Source organism: Kitasatospora sp. NPDC058046, from assembly GCF_042885595.1.
Classification (GTDB): Bacteria; Actinomycetota; Actinomycetes; order Streptomycetales; family Streptomycetaceae; genus Kitasatospora.
In genome coordinates, this window is record NZ_JBHVRS010000039.1 from 1 (window position 1) to 17370 (window position 17370).

At 73.5% G+C, this 17370-nt stretch carries 12 protein-coding genes and 1 pseudogene; 7 read left to right on the forward strand and 6 right to left on the reverse strand.

The features are described 5' to 3' along the window. Window positions 1-52: 52 nt before the first annotated feature. Both ACFVU7_RS42450 and ACFVU7_RS42455 read right to left on the reverse strand, forming a co-directional pair. Window positions 53-475, reverse strand: a complete 423-nt coding sequence (locus tag ACFVU7_RS42450) for a hypothetical protein (RefSeq protein ID WP_388051661.1) — start codon at window positions 473-475, stop codon at window positions 53-55. After that, a complete protein-coding gene (locus ACFVU7_RS42455) occupies window positions 475-1056 on the reverse strand; it encodes a hypothetical protein (RefSeq protein WP_388051664.1) in 582 nt (193 codons plus the stop codon). Before ACFVU7_RS42455 ends, ACFVU7_RS42450 begins: the two co-directional genes overlap by 1 nt. 372 nt (window positions 1057-1428) lie before the next feature. Here ACFVU7_RS42455 and mobF point away from each other — a divergent pair, with 372 nt between their 5' ends. The 3 genes and pseudogenes from mobF to ACFVU7_RS42470 all read left to right on the forward strand — a co-directional run. Further along, window positions 1429-6249, forward strand: coding sequence for a MobF family relaxase (mobF, locus tag ACFVU7_RS42460; RefSeq protein ID WP_388051667.1), 4821 nt, complete (start codon window positions 1429-1431; stop codon window positions 6247-6249). 178 nt (window positions 6250-6427) lie between these two features. Further along, on the forward strand, window positions 6428-8365 hold the full coding sequence (locus ACFVU7_RS42465; RefSeq protein ID WP_388051670.1) for a hypothetical protein: 1938 nt from the start codon (window positions 6428-6430) through the stop codon (window positions 8363-8365). After that, window positions 8362-8637: pseudogene (locus tag ACFVU7_RS42470) on the forward strand (WhiB family transcriptional regulator); the annotation flags it as partial. The gene ACFVU7_RS42465 and the pseudogene ACFVU7_RS42470, both read left to right, overlap by 4 nt. A gap of 778 nt (window positions 8638-9415) precedes the next feature. Here ACFVU7_RS42470 and ACFVU7_RS42475 read toward each other — a convergent pair. Continuing rightward, entirely contained in the window at window positions 9416-9748 is a 333-nt protein-coding gene (locus tag ACFVU7_RS42475) for a hypothetical protein (protein ID WP_388051672.1), read from the reverse strand. A 168-nt stretch (window positions 9749-9916) separates the two neighbouring features. On the opposite strand from ACFVU7_RS42475, the gene ACFVU7_RS42480 reads away from it, so the two are divergent. Both ACFVU7_RS42480 and ACFVU7_RS42485 read left to right on the forward strand, forming a co-directional pair. After that, a complete protein-coding gene (locus ACFVU7_RS42480) occupies window positions 9917-10594 on the forward strand; it encodes a hypothetical protein (protein ID WP_388051675.1) in 678 nt (225 codons plus the stop codon). 578 nt (window positions 10595-11172) lie between these two features. Next, window positions 11173-12237 carry a PhlD gene (locus ACFVU7_RS42485; RefSeq protein ID WP_388051678.1) on the forward strand — a complete coding sequence of 355 codons (1065 nt, stop codon included), beginning with the start codon at window positions 11173-11175 and terminating at the stop codon, window positions 12235-12237. A gap of 61 nt (window positions 12238-12298) precedes the next feature. Here the strand turns inward: ACFVU7_RS42485 and ACFVU7_RS42490 are convergent, their stop codons facing one another. Genes ACFVU7_RS42490 through ACFVU7_RS42500 form a run of 3 tightly spaced genes read right to left on the reverse strand, consistent with a single transcriptional unit; the run spans window position 12299 to window position 14819 of the window. Continuing rightward, window positions 12299-13060, reverse strand: a complete 762-nt coding sequence (locus ACFVU7_RS42490; protein ID WP_388051680.1) for a hypothetical protein — start codon at window positions 13058-13060, stop codon at window positions 12299-12301. After that, window positions 13057-14502 (reverse strand): DnaB-like helicase N-terminal domain-containing protein, encoded by a 1446-nt coding sequence (locus ACFVU7_RS42495; protein WP_388051683.1) that lies wholly within the window; start codon window positions 14500-14502, stop codon window positions 13057-13059. The genes ACFVU7_RS42490 and ACFVU7_RS42495 overlap by 4 nt, the downstream gene beginning before the upstream one ends. Further along, complete coding sequence (locus tag ACFVU7_RS42500) at window positions 14499-14819, reverse strand: hypothetical protein (RefSeq protein ID WP_388051686.1); 321 nt, start codon at window positions 14817-14819, stop codon at window positions 14499-14501. The genes ACFVU7_RS42495 and ACFVU7_RS42500 overlap by 4 nt, the downstream gene beginning before the upstream one ends. A 472-nt stretch (window positions 14820-15291) precedes the next feature. Between ACFVU7_RS42500 and ACFVU7_RS42505 the strand changes: the two genes are divergently transcribed. Continuing rightward, entirely contained in the window at window positions 15292-15798 is a 507-nt protein-coding gene (locus ACFVU7_RS42505; RefSeq protein ID WP_388051689.1) for a hypothetical protein, read from the forward strand. 22 nt (window positions 15799-15820) lie between these two features. Continuing rightward, window positions 15821-17338 (forward strand): hypothetical protein, encoded by a 1518-nt coding sequence (locus ACFVU7_RS42510; protein WP_388051692.1) that lies wholly within the window; start codon window positions 15821-15823, stop codon window positions 17336-17338. The last annotated feature ends 32 nt before the right edge of the window (window positions 17339-17370 follow it).

Consider the following 17370-nt stretch of genomic DNA (forward strand, 5'->3'; position numbering starts at 1 on the left):
CCGGGTCGGTGGACCCGGGATGCGGCGCGGCAGCCGATGGTTGTGCACGCGCTCAGCCCGTCGGCGGCCTGCGCATCCACGGTGCCACAGGACCACCCTGTCCCGGTGGGGGAGCACCTGGCCCCGGCTGCACCACCGGGACAGACCCGGGTACCGGCTGCCCGGGCGGCGGATACCCGTCCGCCGCCAGCCCCGCACCGACCGGCTGCGCCACCGCCCCGTCCACCACTGCTCCCGTCCACCGGCCCGGCACCGCCGCCTCGAAACGGAACGACAAGCGCACCGACGACTCCACCACCACGCTGGTGTTCTCCCCCACCAGCACCACCCGCTCCCGTCCCGCCACCTTCCGGTACGACACCAGCCGCATCCCGTGGACCAGCGGACCGTCCTGGCCCTCCTCCACCACCTCGAACACACCCCCCAGCCACGTCGGGTCCAGCTCACCAGCCGCCACCTCGGACACCTGGACCATCACCGCACCCCCCGCACACCATCAGCCGGCCCCGGCCCCGGCCCCGGCCCCGGCCCCGCTGCCGCCGCTCCAGCAGCCGGGCCCGCGCCGTCCGCCACAGACCCCGCAGCCGAGCCCACCGTGGGCCGCGCCGTTGCCCTCGGCCCGCCGCCACCCGGTGTCCGCTGTGTTCCACCCGTCGGCGTCGTACCGTCCGTCGACCCCACGCTCCCGCCATCGGACGCCTTCACGCGTGAGACCATCCGCCGCAGCTCACCCACTTCCACCCCCAGCCGGTCCGCGACCTCGTCCTCACGAACCGCCACCCCCCGCACCCGAAGGCCACGCATCCGCGCCGCCACCACAGCGCCCTGCTCCCACCCATCACGCAGCGCCCGCTCCCGCGCCGCCTCCAGTTTCCTGATCTGCTCGTCGATGCCCTCCACCATCGCCGCGGCCCGCTCCTGGACCGTCAGGAACTCCTCCGCCCCCTCCAACAACGCCAGATCACGGGCCGCGTACTCGCTGCGCAACTCCCGCGCCCGCCGCCGAGCCGCCACCGACCCGACAGCCTTGCGCGTGACCCCCTTCGCCATGCCCATCCCGCCTCTCTCACTCACCCGCACCGGGAACCTCCACGGCCACCCGGGCAAGAACGAGCCCGGATGCCGTGCCGGCCACCAGGCAACCCGCCACCGCCCTCCCGCGGAAAGCCCGTGCCCGCCGGATCCCGCCAGGCGGGATCCTCCGTACCGGGGCCGCAGGCACTTCCCACCCGGTGACATGGGCCCACTCCGCGCCGCCACCCCACCCCCACAACCGCTGCCAGGCCCCGGGCCTGCGACAACGCACCCGGGGGCGGTGTGCGGCCGATCCGAGTACCAGGGGGCGCCCGACCACCAGGGCCCAGGGACAGGGGCCAAGTTCCCGACAGGTCTTGCATTCCTGCACGGCGAGCGCCGACCCTGGCGCCCATGACGGTGGACTTCGGGAAGATGACGCCGGGAGACGGCTATGTCTACCTGATGCGGCAGGTCGCCAGCGGTGACGACCTGCGGCCTCGCAACCGGGCCCTGGCCGAGTACCAGAAGGCTAGTGGGGTGCCGCCCGGGCAGTGGCAGGGCCGGGCCGTCGCCCTTCTCGGCGTCGCGGGCCAAGTGACGGAACCGCAGATGCGAGCCCTGTTCGGTGAGGGACTCCACCCGCGCGCGGACGAGATCACCGCCGAGCGGCTACGCGCCGGAGCGACCGTCCGCCAGGCGCAGCGGGCGGCGCGTCTGGGCGCCGCGTTCTACGGCTTCGGGCAGCAACCGACGGCCCTCGCTGTGGCGATCGAGGAGCAGACCAAGGACTGGGAGCAGCGCGCCGGGCGGCTGGCCACCGCGGACGAGCGCCGGGCGGTACGTCGGCGGGCGGGTGCGCAGGCGTTCCGCGCAGAGTTCGAGCGCGAGCCCAGGGACGGCAGCGAGTTGAACCGGTACATCACGCGCTCCACCCGGCCGCCGCGCCAGCCCGTGGCCGCATTCCATCCGGTGTTCCGCCCGCCCAAGAGCGTCAGCCTGCTGTGGGCGCTGGGCGACGAGGCGGTACGCATGGCTGTGGAGAGGGCCCACGAGGAGGCCATCGCGATCACCCTGGCGTGGATCGAGGACAACGCGCTGGCCACCCGCACCGGCCCCGCAGGCGTCGCGCAGCACGACGTCACCGCGGGCATGGTGGCCGCGCGGTTCCGGCACTTCGACTCGCGGTGCGGCGATGCGCTCCTGCACGACCACGTGCTGATCGCCAACAAGGTGCAGGGCCCGGACGGGCGGTGGCGCACCATCGACGGTCGGCTGCTGCTGGCCCAGGCCGTCGCCGCGTCCGAGCTCTACGACGAGGAGGTCCTGCGGCGGGTGTGCACCGCTTTGGACCTCGCGGTGACCGGGCGCCCCAGCGCGGAGGGGCGGCGCCCGGTCATGGAGATCGCCGGTGTCGGCCCGGGGCTGATCGACGCGAGCTCCGCCAGAGCGGCAGCCGTGCGCGAGCAGATGCCCCGGCTGCTCGCCGCCTACCGCGCCACCCACGGCAAGGAGCCCTCCCGGCGGGCCCGCCTGGCCATGATGCGCAGTGCCACCCTCCGGACCCGCCCGGCCAAGAAGCGAGCCCGCCCGCTCGCGGTACTGCGAGAGAACTGGCAGCTGGGTGTGGCGGCGGCATTCGGCCGCCCCCTGGTCGACAACCTGCTGGCGAACGCCCGCAAAGCGGCCCAAGACATGCGCCGGGACAAGGGCCCGCCCCGCCTGGACGTGGACGCGGCCGCCCGCGAGGTGGTGGCCACCGTGTCCCTGCACCGCGCCGTCTTCGGCAGGCGGCACCTGCTGGCCGAGGCCCGCCGCCATGTCACCCGCGCCACGATGGGCCGCGGCGGAGAGGGCTGGGCCGAGCAGATCTGCGAGCACGCCCTGGCCCGGTTGTGCCTGGACCTCACCCCACCCGACATCAACCCGCCCTTCACCCCGCTGCAGCGCGCCGATGGCACCAGCGTCTACCGGCGCCGCGGCGCCGAGCTCTACACCACCGAGCAGATCCTCGCCGCCGAGGACCGCATCGTCGCCGCCGCCCGCCGCCGCACCACCCCCGCCTGCCCGCCACGGACGTTCGAGCGCGCCGCCGCCCGCCACAAGGGCCCCCTGGACACCGGGCAACGCGCCATGGCCAAGGCGTTCGCCACCTCCGACCGGGTGCTGGTCGCCGCGATCGGACCCGCCGGCGCCGGCAAGACCACCGCCCTGCGCCTGGCCGCGAACGCCATCACCGCCGCCGGCCACACCACGGTGGCACTCGCCCCATCCGCCCGCGCCGCCCACGTCATGGCCGAAGAGCTCGCCAGCCCCGCACACACCCTCCACTCGTGGCTGCGCCGCCAGCGCCTCGCCGACGCCGGGAAACTCGTCCTGCCCCGCGCCGAGCGCCTGCGAAAAGGCGACGTGATCATCGTGGACGAGGCCGGCATGGCCGCCACCACCCAACTCGCCGCCATCGTGCGCCGCGCAGAACGGGCCGGTGCGCACGTGCGTCTGATCGGCGACCCCGCGCAACTCGCCGCCGTCGAAGCAGGCGGCGCACTCTCCTTGCTGAAGAGCGAGGTCGGCGCCGTCCACCTCACCACCGTCCACCGCTTCCGCCACCCCGAAGAGGCCGACGCCTCCCTCAAACTGCGCGACGGCGACGCGCACGAGGCGTTCACCTGGTACCGGCAACAGGGCCGCATCCAGGGCGGCACCACCGACACGATGGCGGACGCCGTCTTCACCGCCTGGCGCACGGATCTCAGCGCCGGGCGCACGCCACTGATGATGGCCCCCGACCGCGACCTGACCGCCGCCCTCAACCGCCGCGCGCAGGCCTGGCGCATGGAACGCGGCCAGCTCCTGGCCCCCTCACGATGGCGCCCGCGCCCCGTCACGCTGCACGACGGCCACAAGGCGCACGTCGGAGACCTGATCGTGACCCGCCGAAACCAGCGCCGACTCACCTGCCGCGGGGGGAAAGACTTCGTCAAGAACGGCGACGTGTGGGCGATCGAGCGCTACACCCCCGCCGGCGACGCGATCGTGCGCCACACCCAGCACCGCGGCCGCCTCACCCTGCCCGCCGACTACCTCAAGGAGCACTGCGAGCTCGGCTACGCCTCCACCATCCACCGCGCCCAGGGCATGACCGTCACCCGCTCCCACGCCCTGCTCACCACCCGCACCTCCCGCGAGGCCGCCTACGTCGCCGCCACCCGCGGCCGCACCGGAAACCACCTCTACATCGCCCTCGAAGCCGACCAGACCCTCGACCAGGCACTAACCCGGATCGCGTCCTACTCCTCCTTCGCACCCTCCGCCCGCCAGAGCATCCGCGACGAACAGCAACGCGCCTGGGGCATCCGCCAACTGACCGCCGAATACGCCGACGCCGCCGAGCGGGCCACCCGGCTGCGCTACGCCGCGGCCGCCCGCACCGCGCTGGGCAGCGCCGCCGAACCTCTGCTCGCCGACGACGCGTTCACCGCCATCGTCAACGCACTCGGGCGCGCGGAGAAAGCAGGCTTCACCCCCGACCGGATCCTGACCGCCGCCCACCGGGAAGGCACCCTGGCCGGCACCGACGTACCCGGCGCGGTCCTGGCCTGGCGCATCGACCGATACCTGCGCACCGCCCGCGCCGCCGAAACCCGCGCCGACGCCGACCCCCACCCGAACGCCCGCCTGCTGCGCACCCTGTCCGACGACCAGCTGGAACGCATTGCCGCACTCGCGCAGGCCCACAGGGCCCGCGCCCTGGACGAACTGCACGCCGCCGACGCGCAGAGCGCCGCCGCACCCAGACCCGTGACCGCCGACGGACGCCGCCACCCGGCCTGGCCGCACCGCCCGTACGGCACGTTCACCTCCGGCCAGCTCGCCGACAGACTCCGCGCGAAGCGGCGCGCCTGCCTGCGGGCCGAAGACGAAGGCGACCACCAGGCCGAACTCGCCGCCGTTCACGACCTGGTGCGCCTGCGCGTCGAGCAGGCGCTGCGCCGGGCGATGCCGTGGCGCGATCGCTCCCGGGAGGACTACCAGCGCACCCGGCCCGGCTCACCGGCCGCCGCGCCCAACCCCCGCGCCGCGGCCGCCGCCGACGCCGAGCGGGCCCGGATCCGTACAGCAGCCGCCCGCGACGCCTGGCAGCGGGCGGAGGCCATCACCGCCCGCGCAGGCGCGGAGCGACACCTGCGCCGGCTACTGCCCGACCGGCCGCCCACCGGTGGCGACGCCGCGGATCTGCCCGACTGGCTCACCCCCGCCGCCGCCTTGGGCGACCCGCACACCCCCGAGAACTGGCGGCGCCACCTCACCGAGCGGCGCGACGTCGTCGACCGCCACCTCGCCGCCCGCGGCGCCCAACTCGCCGCCGACATCCCCACCTGGGCCGCGCCGCTCGGCCCCCTTCCACCCCACGCCGCCGGCCGCGCACTGCGCGCGCGGTGGGAGCGCACCGCCGCCCTCACCGACGCCTGGCGCACCATCCACCAGATCCCCGCCCACATACCGGGACCGGGCCCCAAACCCGACGCCGGACAGCACTCCGCCGCATGGAGCGCCCTCGAGGAGCGCATCCGAGCCCTGCACCACCGCGTGCGCACCGCCCACCAGCCCCACCCCCCGGCACCGCCCGAACAGCTCACCCGCCAGGCCCTCGAGAACCTCGCCCGACTGCGACTGCTGCGAGGCACCCACCCCCCGCCCCCCAGGACGCAGCCGTACCCGGCGGCCACCGCCCCACCCGCCGTGGCTTCTCAGGCCGACCGCAGGCCCGCCGCACCGGTCCTGCTGCCCCGCGCCGAACGCCTGGCCCAGGACGCCCTCGCCGCGACCCTCGCCGGACAGAGCACCCCCGAGGAGTGGATCGAGCAAATCCCCGCCCCCGACGAGGACGACACCGCCCAGCAGCACCTCTACCGGCGCCTGGTGGCGGCCATCGCCGACTGGCGGCTGCGCCACGCGGTCAGCGGCACCGACCCGCTAGGCACGCCCCCCGAGAGCGACCAGGCCGCCGAGTGGCAGTACCTTGCGAAGGCCCTGGACCTCTACCGCACCGCCCGCATCACCGACCGCCTGCAACTGCTGCGCGTGCGCCGCGAAGCCGACCGCGAACGCCTTCAGGCCGCCGCCGAGCAGGCCGCCCAAGCCGGTGCCGGCACTCCGGCCGGCCCGCCGCCATGCCGGGCGTCCAGCCCCAAACCCTCCCGCCCCCGCCGTTCCGGCGGTCGTCGCCGATAGGACACCCGCCCGTCGCAGCCCCACCGAGCGGCGCCCGATCCCGCCAGATGGGAGAGGCCGGCCACCTCTCCCGCCCACCGGGACCAGGATGCCGCCCCTGGTTGCCCACACAGTCGTCGCCCGCGCACGATCACCTTCCCGACTCCACCCGCCCCCGCCACAGGAGAGAGACAGGCCGTTGACCTCGCCTTCGCCGCCGTCCGAGCCTGTGCAGTACGCGCTCACCAGCGTCTACACCGACCCCTACCTCGGGGGGACCGACGGGCCCTCGATACTCACCGCCGACCCGGCCGCCGCCGCGCACTTCCTCCTCGACACCGACCGCCTCGGGCACCTGGAGGTCATGGCGCACGCCACCGCGGACGACGGCGCCCTGGTGCCGATCAGACCGGGCGACATCGTGCACCGGGCGCTCGTGGAGCTTCCCCAGGATGATGCGCGCCGCGACACGCTATGCACGGCGCAGGCCGACTGGCTCGAGGACCGTCTGTGGGACCGTCAGGACGAACCGCCCGGTGCCGCGCCAGGCGGCCCGGACTGGGTCCGCGCCGGGAGCGCCTGGGGCGCGGCGTTCGCCGCGCTGCCCGGCGCCGACGTGCTCGCCGAGCTCGCCTCGCACTACCCGCAAGCCGAGGAGCCGCACGCGTCGCTGGTGATGGCGGCCCTGCGCACTGCTCGCGCCATCCGCCAGGCCGCCGGCCCCTTCTGCGCGGAGGACCGGCTGCGGCTCGCCGCGAACTGGCGGATCCTGAACACCTCCTGGCCGGCGCGCCAGGAACCGGCGGTCCTGGCCGCGGCCACCTGGTACCTGGAGCGCCTGGCCGACCTGGACCCCGTCACCGCGCAGCCTCCCGCCGGCCTCACCGCCGACCAGCGCGCCCGCTGGCGCGAGGACGCCGTCGACCTGCAGCGTGACCTCCTCGTCCTGGATCCGGCCCGGCACCCGGGCCGGATCCAGGCGTTCACCGCCCGCGTGCACTCCGACACCGCCGACCCGGAGCCCGGCGGCACCGCCCACGCCGAAGAGGCGGACCATCGGCGCCTGGACACCGCGCTCGCCGGGGCCCTGGACCACCTGCGGCTGGACGATGAGGCGCGCCGGAGAGTGAAGACTGCCGCCGCCGCAGTCCTTCAGCCGCCCCGACCTCTGCCGCTGCCCGGCCAGCCCGTCGGCGACGCCGACGCCGCTCTCGACTGGCGCCGCCGGGTGCCCTCCGCACAGCGGGCGGCGCAGGACACCGACGCCACCCTTACCCAGGCCTACACCCACGTCGCCCGGGCCCGCCGCGAGGCCAGCGAGGGCCGCTGGTCCTTTGCCGACCAGGGCAACACCACCACTGCCGCGCACACGCTGGCCGCCGAGACCCGCGGGCGTCACGCCGTCCTCGGACGCCTGCTCGCCCTTGCCGCCGCCGAACGCGCCGCCACCGCCCACGAGCCGCACCTGCACGACACAGCGGGCGAAGCCGGCCGGGCGGCCCGCGCAGGGGCCCAGGCGATGGGCCTGCGTCCGATGGAAGTCCACTTCGCGGAGCAGGCCGCCTATACGGCGACCTTCGACGCCGCCCGCTCCCTTCTGGACGACGCCCTCACCGAACAGCGCGCCGCGGTGCGGGCCACCATCGCCGCCCACTACCCCCGACCCGACCACCGCCTGGCCGACCGGCTCGCCGACGGCATCGACAACCAGGCCGCCCCGCGCGTGCAGAACGCCGTCGCCGTCCTCGGCCGCGAGCTGGACGACCTCCTCGCCCAGGACCGCGACCCGCGCGCCCACCTGCGGCCCGCTGCCGAGCAGATCACCCAGGCACGCTCCCGCCGCGACGCCGCCCGCCGGCGCCTCGACGACATCGTCACCAAGGACAGACCCGCCACCGCAGCGGCACTGAGAGCCCTACGCGCAGTAATGGAACTGCCCGCACCACCCCCGCGCGACGACGGCGCCGACCGCCTGACCCGCCACCGCCGGCAGCTCGTCGAGCGTCTCACCGGCGCCCTCCCGACCACCGCCACCACCGGGTCGGCCGTCGCCAGCACAGCACCAAAGCCACGCCCAGCCCGGGACACGCCCCGGCAGGAGCCCCGTCCCGCCACCGTGAATCGAGGAACGCGATGACCCGCCGTGAAAGCCCCCAACCTCTGCCGCGCGACTGGCTGGAGCGCGCCCTGTGCCGCGAAGAGGACCCGGAGCTGTTCTTCCCCGCCGGCAACCGGGGCCCGGCCCTGCTGCAGATCGAGAACGCCAAGGCAGTGTGCAGGCGCTGCCCGGTACGCGCCCGATGCCTACGGTGGGCTCTGGCCACCAACCAGGAGACCGGGGTGTGGGGAGGCGTCAGTGAGGGCGAACTGCGTGCCATCCGGCGTCGCGCCGCCCGCCGCAAGACCAAGGGCATCAAGGACACAGAGGAGACAAAGGACACCAAGGATCTAGGCCGCCAGGAGCAGCGTCAGCACCAGTGCGCTCCCGTTCCCGTACTCGCCAGGGCGTAAGCCCGCGGCGGGAGCGCAGGGCAGGCCTCAGTCGGCGTGGCCGGGACCCGGCTTCCACACCACGCGAGGCGTCAGCCCGCCGGGACTCACCTGCGAATCCCGTCATGGCGGCTTCACGCGTCCTCGACGGCATCCAGCGCGCCACCGCAGGCACTCATCGCGATGTTCGGTGGAGAGTACGAACGTCGCGGGCGAGGTCGCCAACGGGAAACCGCTCACGGGAGCGGCCTGGGGCCGGGATCGAGAATCGCCCGGCTTCGGCACGACCTCCACCCTGAGGAGCCGCCCGCCGACCCGCCGCCACCAGCTCCGGCCGGCCTCGCCCGACCCCACCGGCCCGTCGGCCAGAAGACCGCAGTCGAATCCGACCACCCGGCCGTCAGCATCGGCACCCTGAACAGGGCCCTACTCTCGCAGGCCGAGGTGAACGGCCCGCGACAAGACCGCGTCCCCAACGAGGCAGCCGAGTCGATCTGACGACGTGGCGCATGTCAGGGACGGGCGGACAATCCGCGCGTGCCTCACCCGCATCCCCGCTCCGCCAACCAAGTCCGGCACGAAGAGGGACGTCAGCGGCGGCCGCGCTCGGCGGCTCGGGCGAAGCCCGCGGCGAGTTCCGGGTTCTCCCGGTTCCACCTCCGGCACGCGGCCTCCCAGCCGGAGTCTTCCGCGGCGATCACTGCGCCGGGGACCGGCCCGTGACGGGGTCCAGGACCTGGACGTCGTAGCCCACGCCCGAAGCGCTGGCGCGGACGACCTCCGCGACACCCCGCTCCATGCGACCGCCCTCGTCGACCAGACCCTCCCGGGAGGCCCTGAGCTGGGAGGAATAAGGTAGGACGAAAGTGCTGTCACGGGCGAGAGCGACCACGTCGGCAAAGGCGAGCATGCCGTTGACGCCGCCGTCGCGCAGGCGCCGCAGCGCAGCGCAGACGACCAGTAGTACCGGCTCGGCGGTCATCTCGCCGGTGTGCAAGCGGACTGCGCCCTCTGAGAAGTCATCACTCATGGCGGCGAGCGTAGCTGGAACCCCACGTGACATGCCGCCGACTCCAGGGTGGGCCAGCCTTCTTCGAACCGCAGTGGTATTTCTTGGACACCGGGCAACGCCCGTACCCACCAAGCCGATTGCAGGCCGTCCGGTTCGGGCCGTCTTGCCACACGACCGGAGAACGCTGTGCCCAGCGACCCCTACCAGCGCCTCTACGAGGACAGTGAGATCTTCGCGCTGGACCTCGTCCGCCGGGCCGCCGACCCGGCGGCCACCACCACCGAGCACGCGGTGCGTGATCTGTCACGCCGCCACCCGGCCCTGGCCGAGCACGACGCCGCGATCGCCCTTACCGCCGCCCTCGCCCGCATGTCCTGCACGGCGCTGCGCGCGGCCTCCCTGCAGCGCCACCCGCTGACCGCCCGGCTCCTGGAGAACCAGTCGGCCCCGAGCGCCGCGCACGCCCACGAGATCACCGACGTCCTCGACCGGCTGGACGTCGACCTGCTCAGCACTGACACCACCCGGCTCGGACACTGCTTCATCGAACTCACCCGCCTCGCGCTGGCCGAGCAGATGCCCGGCGGCCACCCCCTCCACGAGAGCGCCGCCGAACCCTTCGGCTACGCCCTGGCCTGCACGCCAGAGCCCGCCGACGCCCTGCCGCTGCTCGTCGCTCGCGCCGCACAACTCACGCACGCCTGCCTACATCACCTGCTCGACCTCGACCCCTCCCTCGAGCCGGCCGGCGACGCCGACACCGCGCGCACCACGGGCCCGCGCCGCGCCGCACTGGAGCACGTCCTGGACGGCTTCGAGCTGTACAAGATCACGCAGCAGGCGGCCGGAGGCGGCACGCCATGACAACCACCGCGCCGGTCGCACACAACACATGACCATGCGTCAATCTCCGAGCTGCACAAGGTGAGGCACGGTGCCCACCTCCGCACGGCCGATGGCGGATCCAGTATCGACAGGTAGCGTGATCGACACCAGCACCCGCCGACGGGGGAAAGATGTCATGGCACCCAGCTGTCACACCGCTGCGCATAATGCCGTGGGGACACCGAGGACCAGAAGGCCCCGCCGTGGTCCGGACGTTCCGTGCGCGCCCTCCCGGCCGCGCGCCGCGAACACACAGCCGTGCTGCCCGGTATCTGCGGTCGGCCACACCGCCGCCAGCGTGAACGGCCCGTGCAACGGGCCGTTCCCACGGCCTCGGCTCGTCCCCGGTACCGACTGTCCGGATGGGCCCAGCCCGTTCACCTAAGCCGGGCAGCACCCCACAACCCTCCCGCCGCCCTGCCGGCGTACCACCCTGAAGCCGCCCGGCCATGCCCCGCTGCCCACGCCTGTCAAACAAACCGGACGCCCGGACCCCACAGGGGGCCGACCACACCTCATCCGGCCCGCCGCCGCGGGCACACCCGAAGGACGCCGAGTTGAAAACCACCAAGGCCTACGTCAGCCGCCCCGCCCTCATCCTCGGAGAGCACGTTGTCGACGCCGACCGTGTCCGCGACGACATCCTCGCCTGGAACCCCGACCACCCTGAGCTCGACCTCGCCCGCAAAGTGCTGACCAACCTCCCCGGAACCCGGCGCTACCTGCGCCCCTACGAGGAGATAGTCGCCGAGCGCAGTCCCACCCAGCGCAAAGACGACGTCTTCGACGCCATCCTCGAAGCCGCCCAACAGGCCGCCCGGGCCGCCATGGACCTCGCCGACATCACCCCCGCCGACATCGGCTGCATCATCACCACCAGCTCGACCGGCGACCGCATGCCCGGACTCGACGTCCACCTGCAGAACACCCTCCCGCTGCGCCCCGACATTCGACGCCGCCCCATGACGCAACTCGCGTGCGCGGGCGGAGCCCAGGCGCTGATCATGGCGGAGGAGCACCTGGCCCGGTACCCGGACGACAACGTGCTCGTCGTCGCGGGGGAGTTCTTGTCCTCCCTGTACCAGCAGTCGCTGCTGTCAATCGAGGACCTCATCTACAAAGCGCTGTGGGGCGACCTGGTGGCAGCAACCGTCGTCTCCGCCCGCCCGCTCGGGCCGGACGGCTGTCTGAGAATCGACCACACCCTCGAATACGTTATCCCCCACACCACCGACCGCTACCGCAAGGAGACGGACAAACGCGGCGACTACTTCTCCTCCACCCGAGCCTCCTTGCGCTCGGTCACCAACCTGGCCCCGGTCCTGCTGAAGTGGCTCGACGAGAACACTGACACCCCCCTGGATTTTGGGATCCTCCACCCGGGCGGGCCCAGGATCCTGGCCAAGCTCGCCACCGTCCTGGACGTCGACGAAGAGTTCACCAAGCACTCGCGCGACGTCCTCGCCGAGGAAGGCAACCTGGGCGGGCCCACCATCTTCTCCGTCCTGGAACGCACCTACCGCACACCCCCCGCCGACGGCGGACGCGGCCTGGTCTTCGGCCTCGGCCCAGGAGTCGCGCTGGGCGCGCTCCTGGTGACCTGGAACGATCCGCCGGCCTGACCCCTCGCCAAAGGACCGCCCGGGATACATCCCCTGGGCGGTCCAGTACCGGCGCCTGCGCTCACAGCGTGGCCTCGAACACCCTCCCGCCAGCGGGCCGCGGCACCGGGCGCCAGGAGGTGCCGGCCGGGCGAGGCCGGCGGACCAGGACCGGCGACGTGGAGGAGAACGGCGTGAAACCGGCCCGTCCGTAGAGACGGGCGAGCCGCTCGTCGGCGGCCACCGCCACCAGGGCGACCTTGTTGTCATCAGCCCAGACGAGGACCGCGCGCACCAGATCGCGGGTCGCCTGTCCGTCGCGCCCGCCGGCCAGCGACCCCACCTCCGCCCACGGCCCGCGCAGACCCCTGACATCACGGCGCAGCCGCACACCTGCACGGGCCGCCCGGACGAGGGAAGCGAGTTGCCACAGCAGCAGAGCCGCGACCAGCAGCAGCACCGCGGTCACCGCGTACCGGCCGCCATCGGGCCCTGCGACGGAGCCGCCAACGACGGCCCCCACCAGTGCGACCGGGCCGAGTACCACCACGAACGCGGCCACGGCACAGGGCAGGAGCACCACACTGTGCAGGGCCGTTCGTGCCCAGGACTGAGGCCGGCGCAGCACGAGCGTTGCCGGGCCCCGCGCCATCACCCGTCCCTCACAGCGGTGGACAACGGTCTCGATCAGCCAGAACGGGGCGAACAGGGCGCGCAGCCACACAGGACGGGCCGCGACGGGAGCGAAGGCCTGAGTGAGGACACCGGCGAGCTGCGGCAGGCAGCGCCATGGTGCGAGCAGGCCGTCCGGCGTGCGGACCGCCGCGGTGACAGGGGGCCTCACCGCGCTGCCTGGCCGGTGCGCGCGGTGGACCAGGTGGCCTGGGTGAGGCGGGCGGCCTGGGCGGAGGCGTGCTGCAGGTGTCCGCGGGCGGTGCCGATAACCATGCCGGGGGCGGCGGTGGGATCGCCGACGGCGGTGTTGATCGCGGACGTCGCGGAGCGTACGTGGTGCACAATGCTGGCCTCAACCAGCTGGCGGCCCCCTTCGTGGGCGATGCCGGGTCTCCCCTCCTGATACATCGCCCAGACCTGCTCGGGGGCGAGCGATCCGGGCCCGGCGGCGCCGCGACGGTGGGCATCCCACACCAGCAGCGCGGGGTCGACGGCGCCGCGGTGGGCGACGGCGTCCTGGAGGGAGGTGAACAACTGCGCCCGGCCCGGTTGGGTGAAGTCCTCGGCACGCAACCAGCGGCCCACCCCCTCCAGTTGGCCCGGGTCGCGTAGCAGCGACGACAGCACGGCGTCCTCGGTGAACGCCATCTCCGGGCGCGGGACGGTCTGCGGGGCCAGCGCTGCGCCGACGGCCTCGACGCGTCCAATGGCCTGCTCCCAACGGTCCTCCAGCTGCCGGAGGGTGCCGAGCATGGTGTTGATCTGCATCTCGGCGGCGGGTGCGCCAGGCACCTGCAGGGTGTTCTCCACGCGCCAGGACCCCTGGGCGACCTGCTGCTGAATGCTGCTCTGCAGGACCCGCTGGCCGAGCTGGGCGGCGTGCTCGGGGTGGGGGACCTGTTGAGTGGTGGTAAGGGCGTGGATCTGCTGTGCGACGGCCGGCCAGGCGGAGGCGTGGACTGTCCAGCGCTCATCAGCGGCTTTGTACTGCAACTGCTCGTAGAGCATCCGGGCCAGCGTCTGCTGCCGTCCGGCGGGGGAGACACGGATGGTAACGGCGGGGTGGGCGTACAGCTTCTCCTCGACCAGGGCCTTGTACATCTGCCCTAGCCACGGGTCCTGGAAGTCGGTGGCCTTGAGCCAGCCGGCCAGCCGCGAGCCTTCCTCGGGACGGGCCAGGACGGCAGCCAGCACCGCCTGTTCGGCGAACTGCCCCTGCGCACCGACGGTGCGCTCCAGGCTCGCTTGGGCCACCACCCGTCCGTACTGGGCGGCGTTGGCGGCGTTGGGCGCGCTGGCGGGCAGGCTCGTGACGTAGGCAGCGACCTGCTGCCAGTCGACGCTGCTGGCCCAGCCGTCGGCGTTCGCCCACGCGTGCAGGTACTCCAGCAACAGGCGGCCAAGTGCCTGGCCTTGTTGCAGGGGCGGTGCGGCGAGAACCACCGGATGGGCGTAGAGATGGTGGTCCACCAGGGTGCGGTAGATCTCCCGGCGCCATGGATCCGCGAAGTCCGCAGCCCGCAGCCAGTCGCGCACCTCCAATGCCCGGCGCGGATCCTGCAGGACCGAACCCAGCAGGGCCTCCTCACAGTACGCCTCCGGGCCGCTCACCGGGACTCCATCGGATCCGGAACGTCCAGATCCTGTTGCGTGAAGACGGCCTGCTGGGACAAGGCCCAGCGCCGGGCCTCCTCGTCCAGAGCCGCGACAGACGCCTCCTCCAACGGCTCCCACCACCCCTCACCCGCGCGCCACCACCGGTCCACGAAGCGCACCGGGGCACCCGGGAAGTCGCCCAGCAGCACGGCGTCGCCCGCATCCATGTGCTGACGCATCGCCTCCACACCGACCGGCCCGGAACGAAGCCGCTCCGCCCGGGCGATGGCGAAATCCGTCAAGGAGGACAGCTGCCCGTCGCTCAAGGCCATGGAGCCCGTCCCTTCCCGTCGTCGAATTCCGGCACCCGCCCGCCCGCCGAGCAGGCGCGCAGGGCCGGGCCCTGCCCTGCCATGAAAGGCCCGCACGGGCAGTGCCGGGCAGCTGACAAGGCTTCCGATCCCGCCCGGAGGAAACCGAGGACGGCGCATCCCGCCGGGCGGGAAACGCCGCTCGGCGGGATGCACCCAGGGCCCGCGGCAGGGCACTGTGGCCAGGACCCGGCCCACCCGGACCGGCCACCCGGGACGGCGAGGTCCCCCATGACCGCTCGCCGTCCCGGCCCATTCGCAAGCCGGACCAGGAGGAGCCCCGTTGGAACGCGACATGGTGAGCGACGAGGAGTGGGAGCAGGCGATGGGCCACAGGACCGAAGACGCCTTCGGCCACGACGACGACGGCTACGAGCGCCGGGCCGACTGACCCACCGAGCCGACCGGCACCAGGGGAAACGGAGGCACACCGATGGCGTGGGACATCCACGGCGGTACGGCCGGCTGGAACGCGCACGGATGGTCGGTCGTCGAGGAAGCCGCCGTCCTGGGCGAGGCGGACGTGTGGATGGCGACCTGGCAGATCCAGCAGCAACTGGACCTGTCCAGGCTGTCCGAGACCGACCTCAGAGCCCTGCCCGACGAGGCCGTCACCATACACGGCTACGTGGAGACCGGCCCGGACCTCACCGGCGAGACCTGCTTCGGCGCACTGATCGCCACCGGCGAGCGCTGGATCGGCCTGGAACTCATACCCGACGAGGGCCACGACCTCGACGACCCGGCCAACGCCGACCTCGTCGCCTACGACACCTTCATCTACCCGGGCAACACGCTGGCCGACGTGTTCCTCAGCCAGTCCGGCTTCCGCCGGCTCGAGGGCTTCACCACCGCCGGCACACCGCCCGGCGCCATCGGATTCCTCGGCGCAGCCGTGCGCGGACAACTGGCCGCCCTGCCCGCCCCCGTCATCCCGTAACCGGACAAGGAGGACGCGCGCGGTGCACCCCAACTGGTGGACGGAACGAAACCGGTGGGCCGACTCGCCGTGGCTGCGCATCCCGCAAGAGGAACGCGCCATCGAGGAGGACGACCCCATCGGCCGCCAGGTCGGGGCGGAGACCACCAGCATCGGCCCGTCCTGGCAGGTGGGCCACACCCTCTACACCCTCGTCGACCACGACGCCGTGACCGGCGCCCGTGCCCTGTACGCCCTGCGTTCCTCCGGAACCCTGCACCGCCTGCTGGCAGGCGTCAACCCGGAACACCTCTACGGCGCCTGGCTGCTCCTCACCTCCCCGTCGGCGCCCGACGAACCGCTTGGACAGCTCGTCTTCGAGTACGTACTTGAGGAGAACTACACCACGGCGCCGCTGGAGACCCTGGACACCATCGAGCGGCGCCGCTACCACCAGGCCTGTGACCTCAACGCCTGGGGCCGTGCGCAGGGCATCGTCCCCACCTCCCCCGACCCGGACCCCGAAATGCCGGACAGCCTGCGCCTGGAGGCCCACACCGCCCAGGAACGGGCCGCCGCCGAGCGGTGGCTGCGCGCCCTGGAGGCCGAACTCGACCTACCCGCGGTTCCCGAGCAGCCCGGCCCGGATCCCGCCGACCCGACGCTGGAGGACGCCTTCCACCTTCAGCCGCCTGCCGGGTGGAGCGCCGAACCCCTCGCCGCCGGGAACGACAACGACGGCAGGCAGGACACCGTGGGCGCCGCGCCGCGTCCCCACGGCCATCGCGGCGACGACGACCTCGACCAGGCCCTTTTGCGTGCAGAGTGGGCGATGTGGCAGGCCGACCAGCGCGCCCGCGCCATGTCCTTCGGTGCCGGCAGACTGCGTGTGGAGGCCTTGTGCGGTCGGGGACCGCAGTCCACGGCCCTGGAACGGCGCCGCCACCGGCTGGCCACCGCGGCCGGGTGGATGCGGCGGGCCCAGGACGCAGAGGCGAACCGTGCCCGGATCGCCCAGGACGCGGCCTGCCGCCGGCGGGAGGCAGCCGCCCTCGATGCCCAGGCCCTGCGCCCCTGGTGGAGCGTGGTAGTGCGTGGGCACTGGCCGCCCGCCCACCGGCGCCGGTTGCACAGGCACGCGGAGGCCGAGCGGACCCATGCCCAGGCTCTGGACACTCAGACCGGGGAGTACGGCGAGGATGTGTTCCGAAGCCTGGACGAAGCCCGTCGGGCAGCTCCCGGATCGCGGGACCCGCTCGGTGACGCGGACCTCTTCGAGGAGGCGCTGCCCGGACTGAAGGAGGAGGCGGTGGCGGCCGACTGCCTGACCGCGGCGCAGCGCCACGCGGCGTTCCGGCGGGAGGAGCAGTCGGCACGGAGCCTGTGGCGGTGGCACTGGTACGGCGCCTGGCACATCCGGCAGGAGATCCGACAGCGCCGCCGGACGCCGCCGGCGGAGGGCTCCGCAGGGCCAGTCGTGGAAGATCCGCACCACTGCGAGTGGCCGTTGAGCCCCTGGCCGGGATCCGCCACGCCGCCCGAGGACGGAGACCCGCCGTGATGGTCGACCTCATCCGTGTCCGGCCGGGCGCA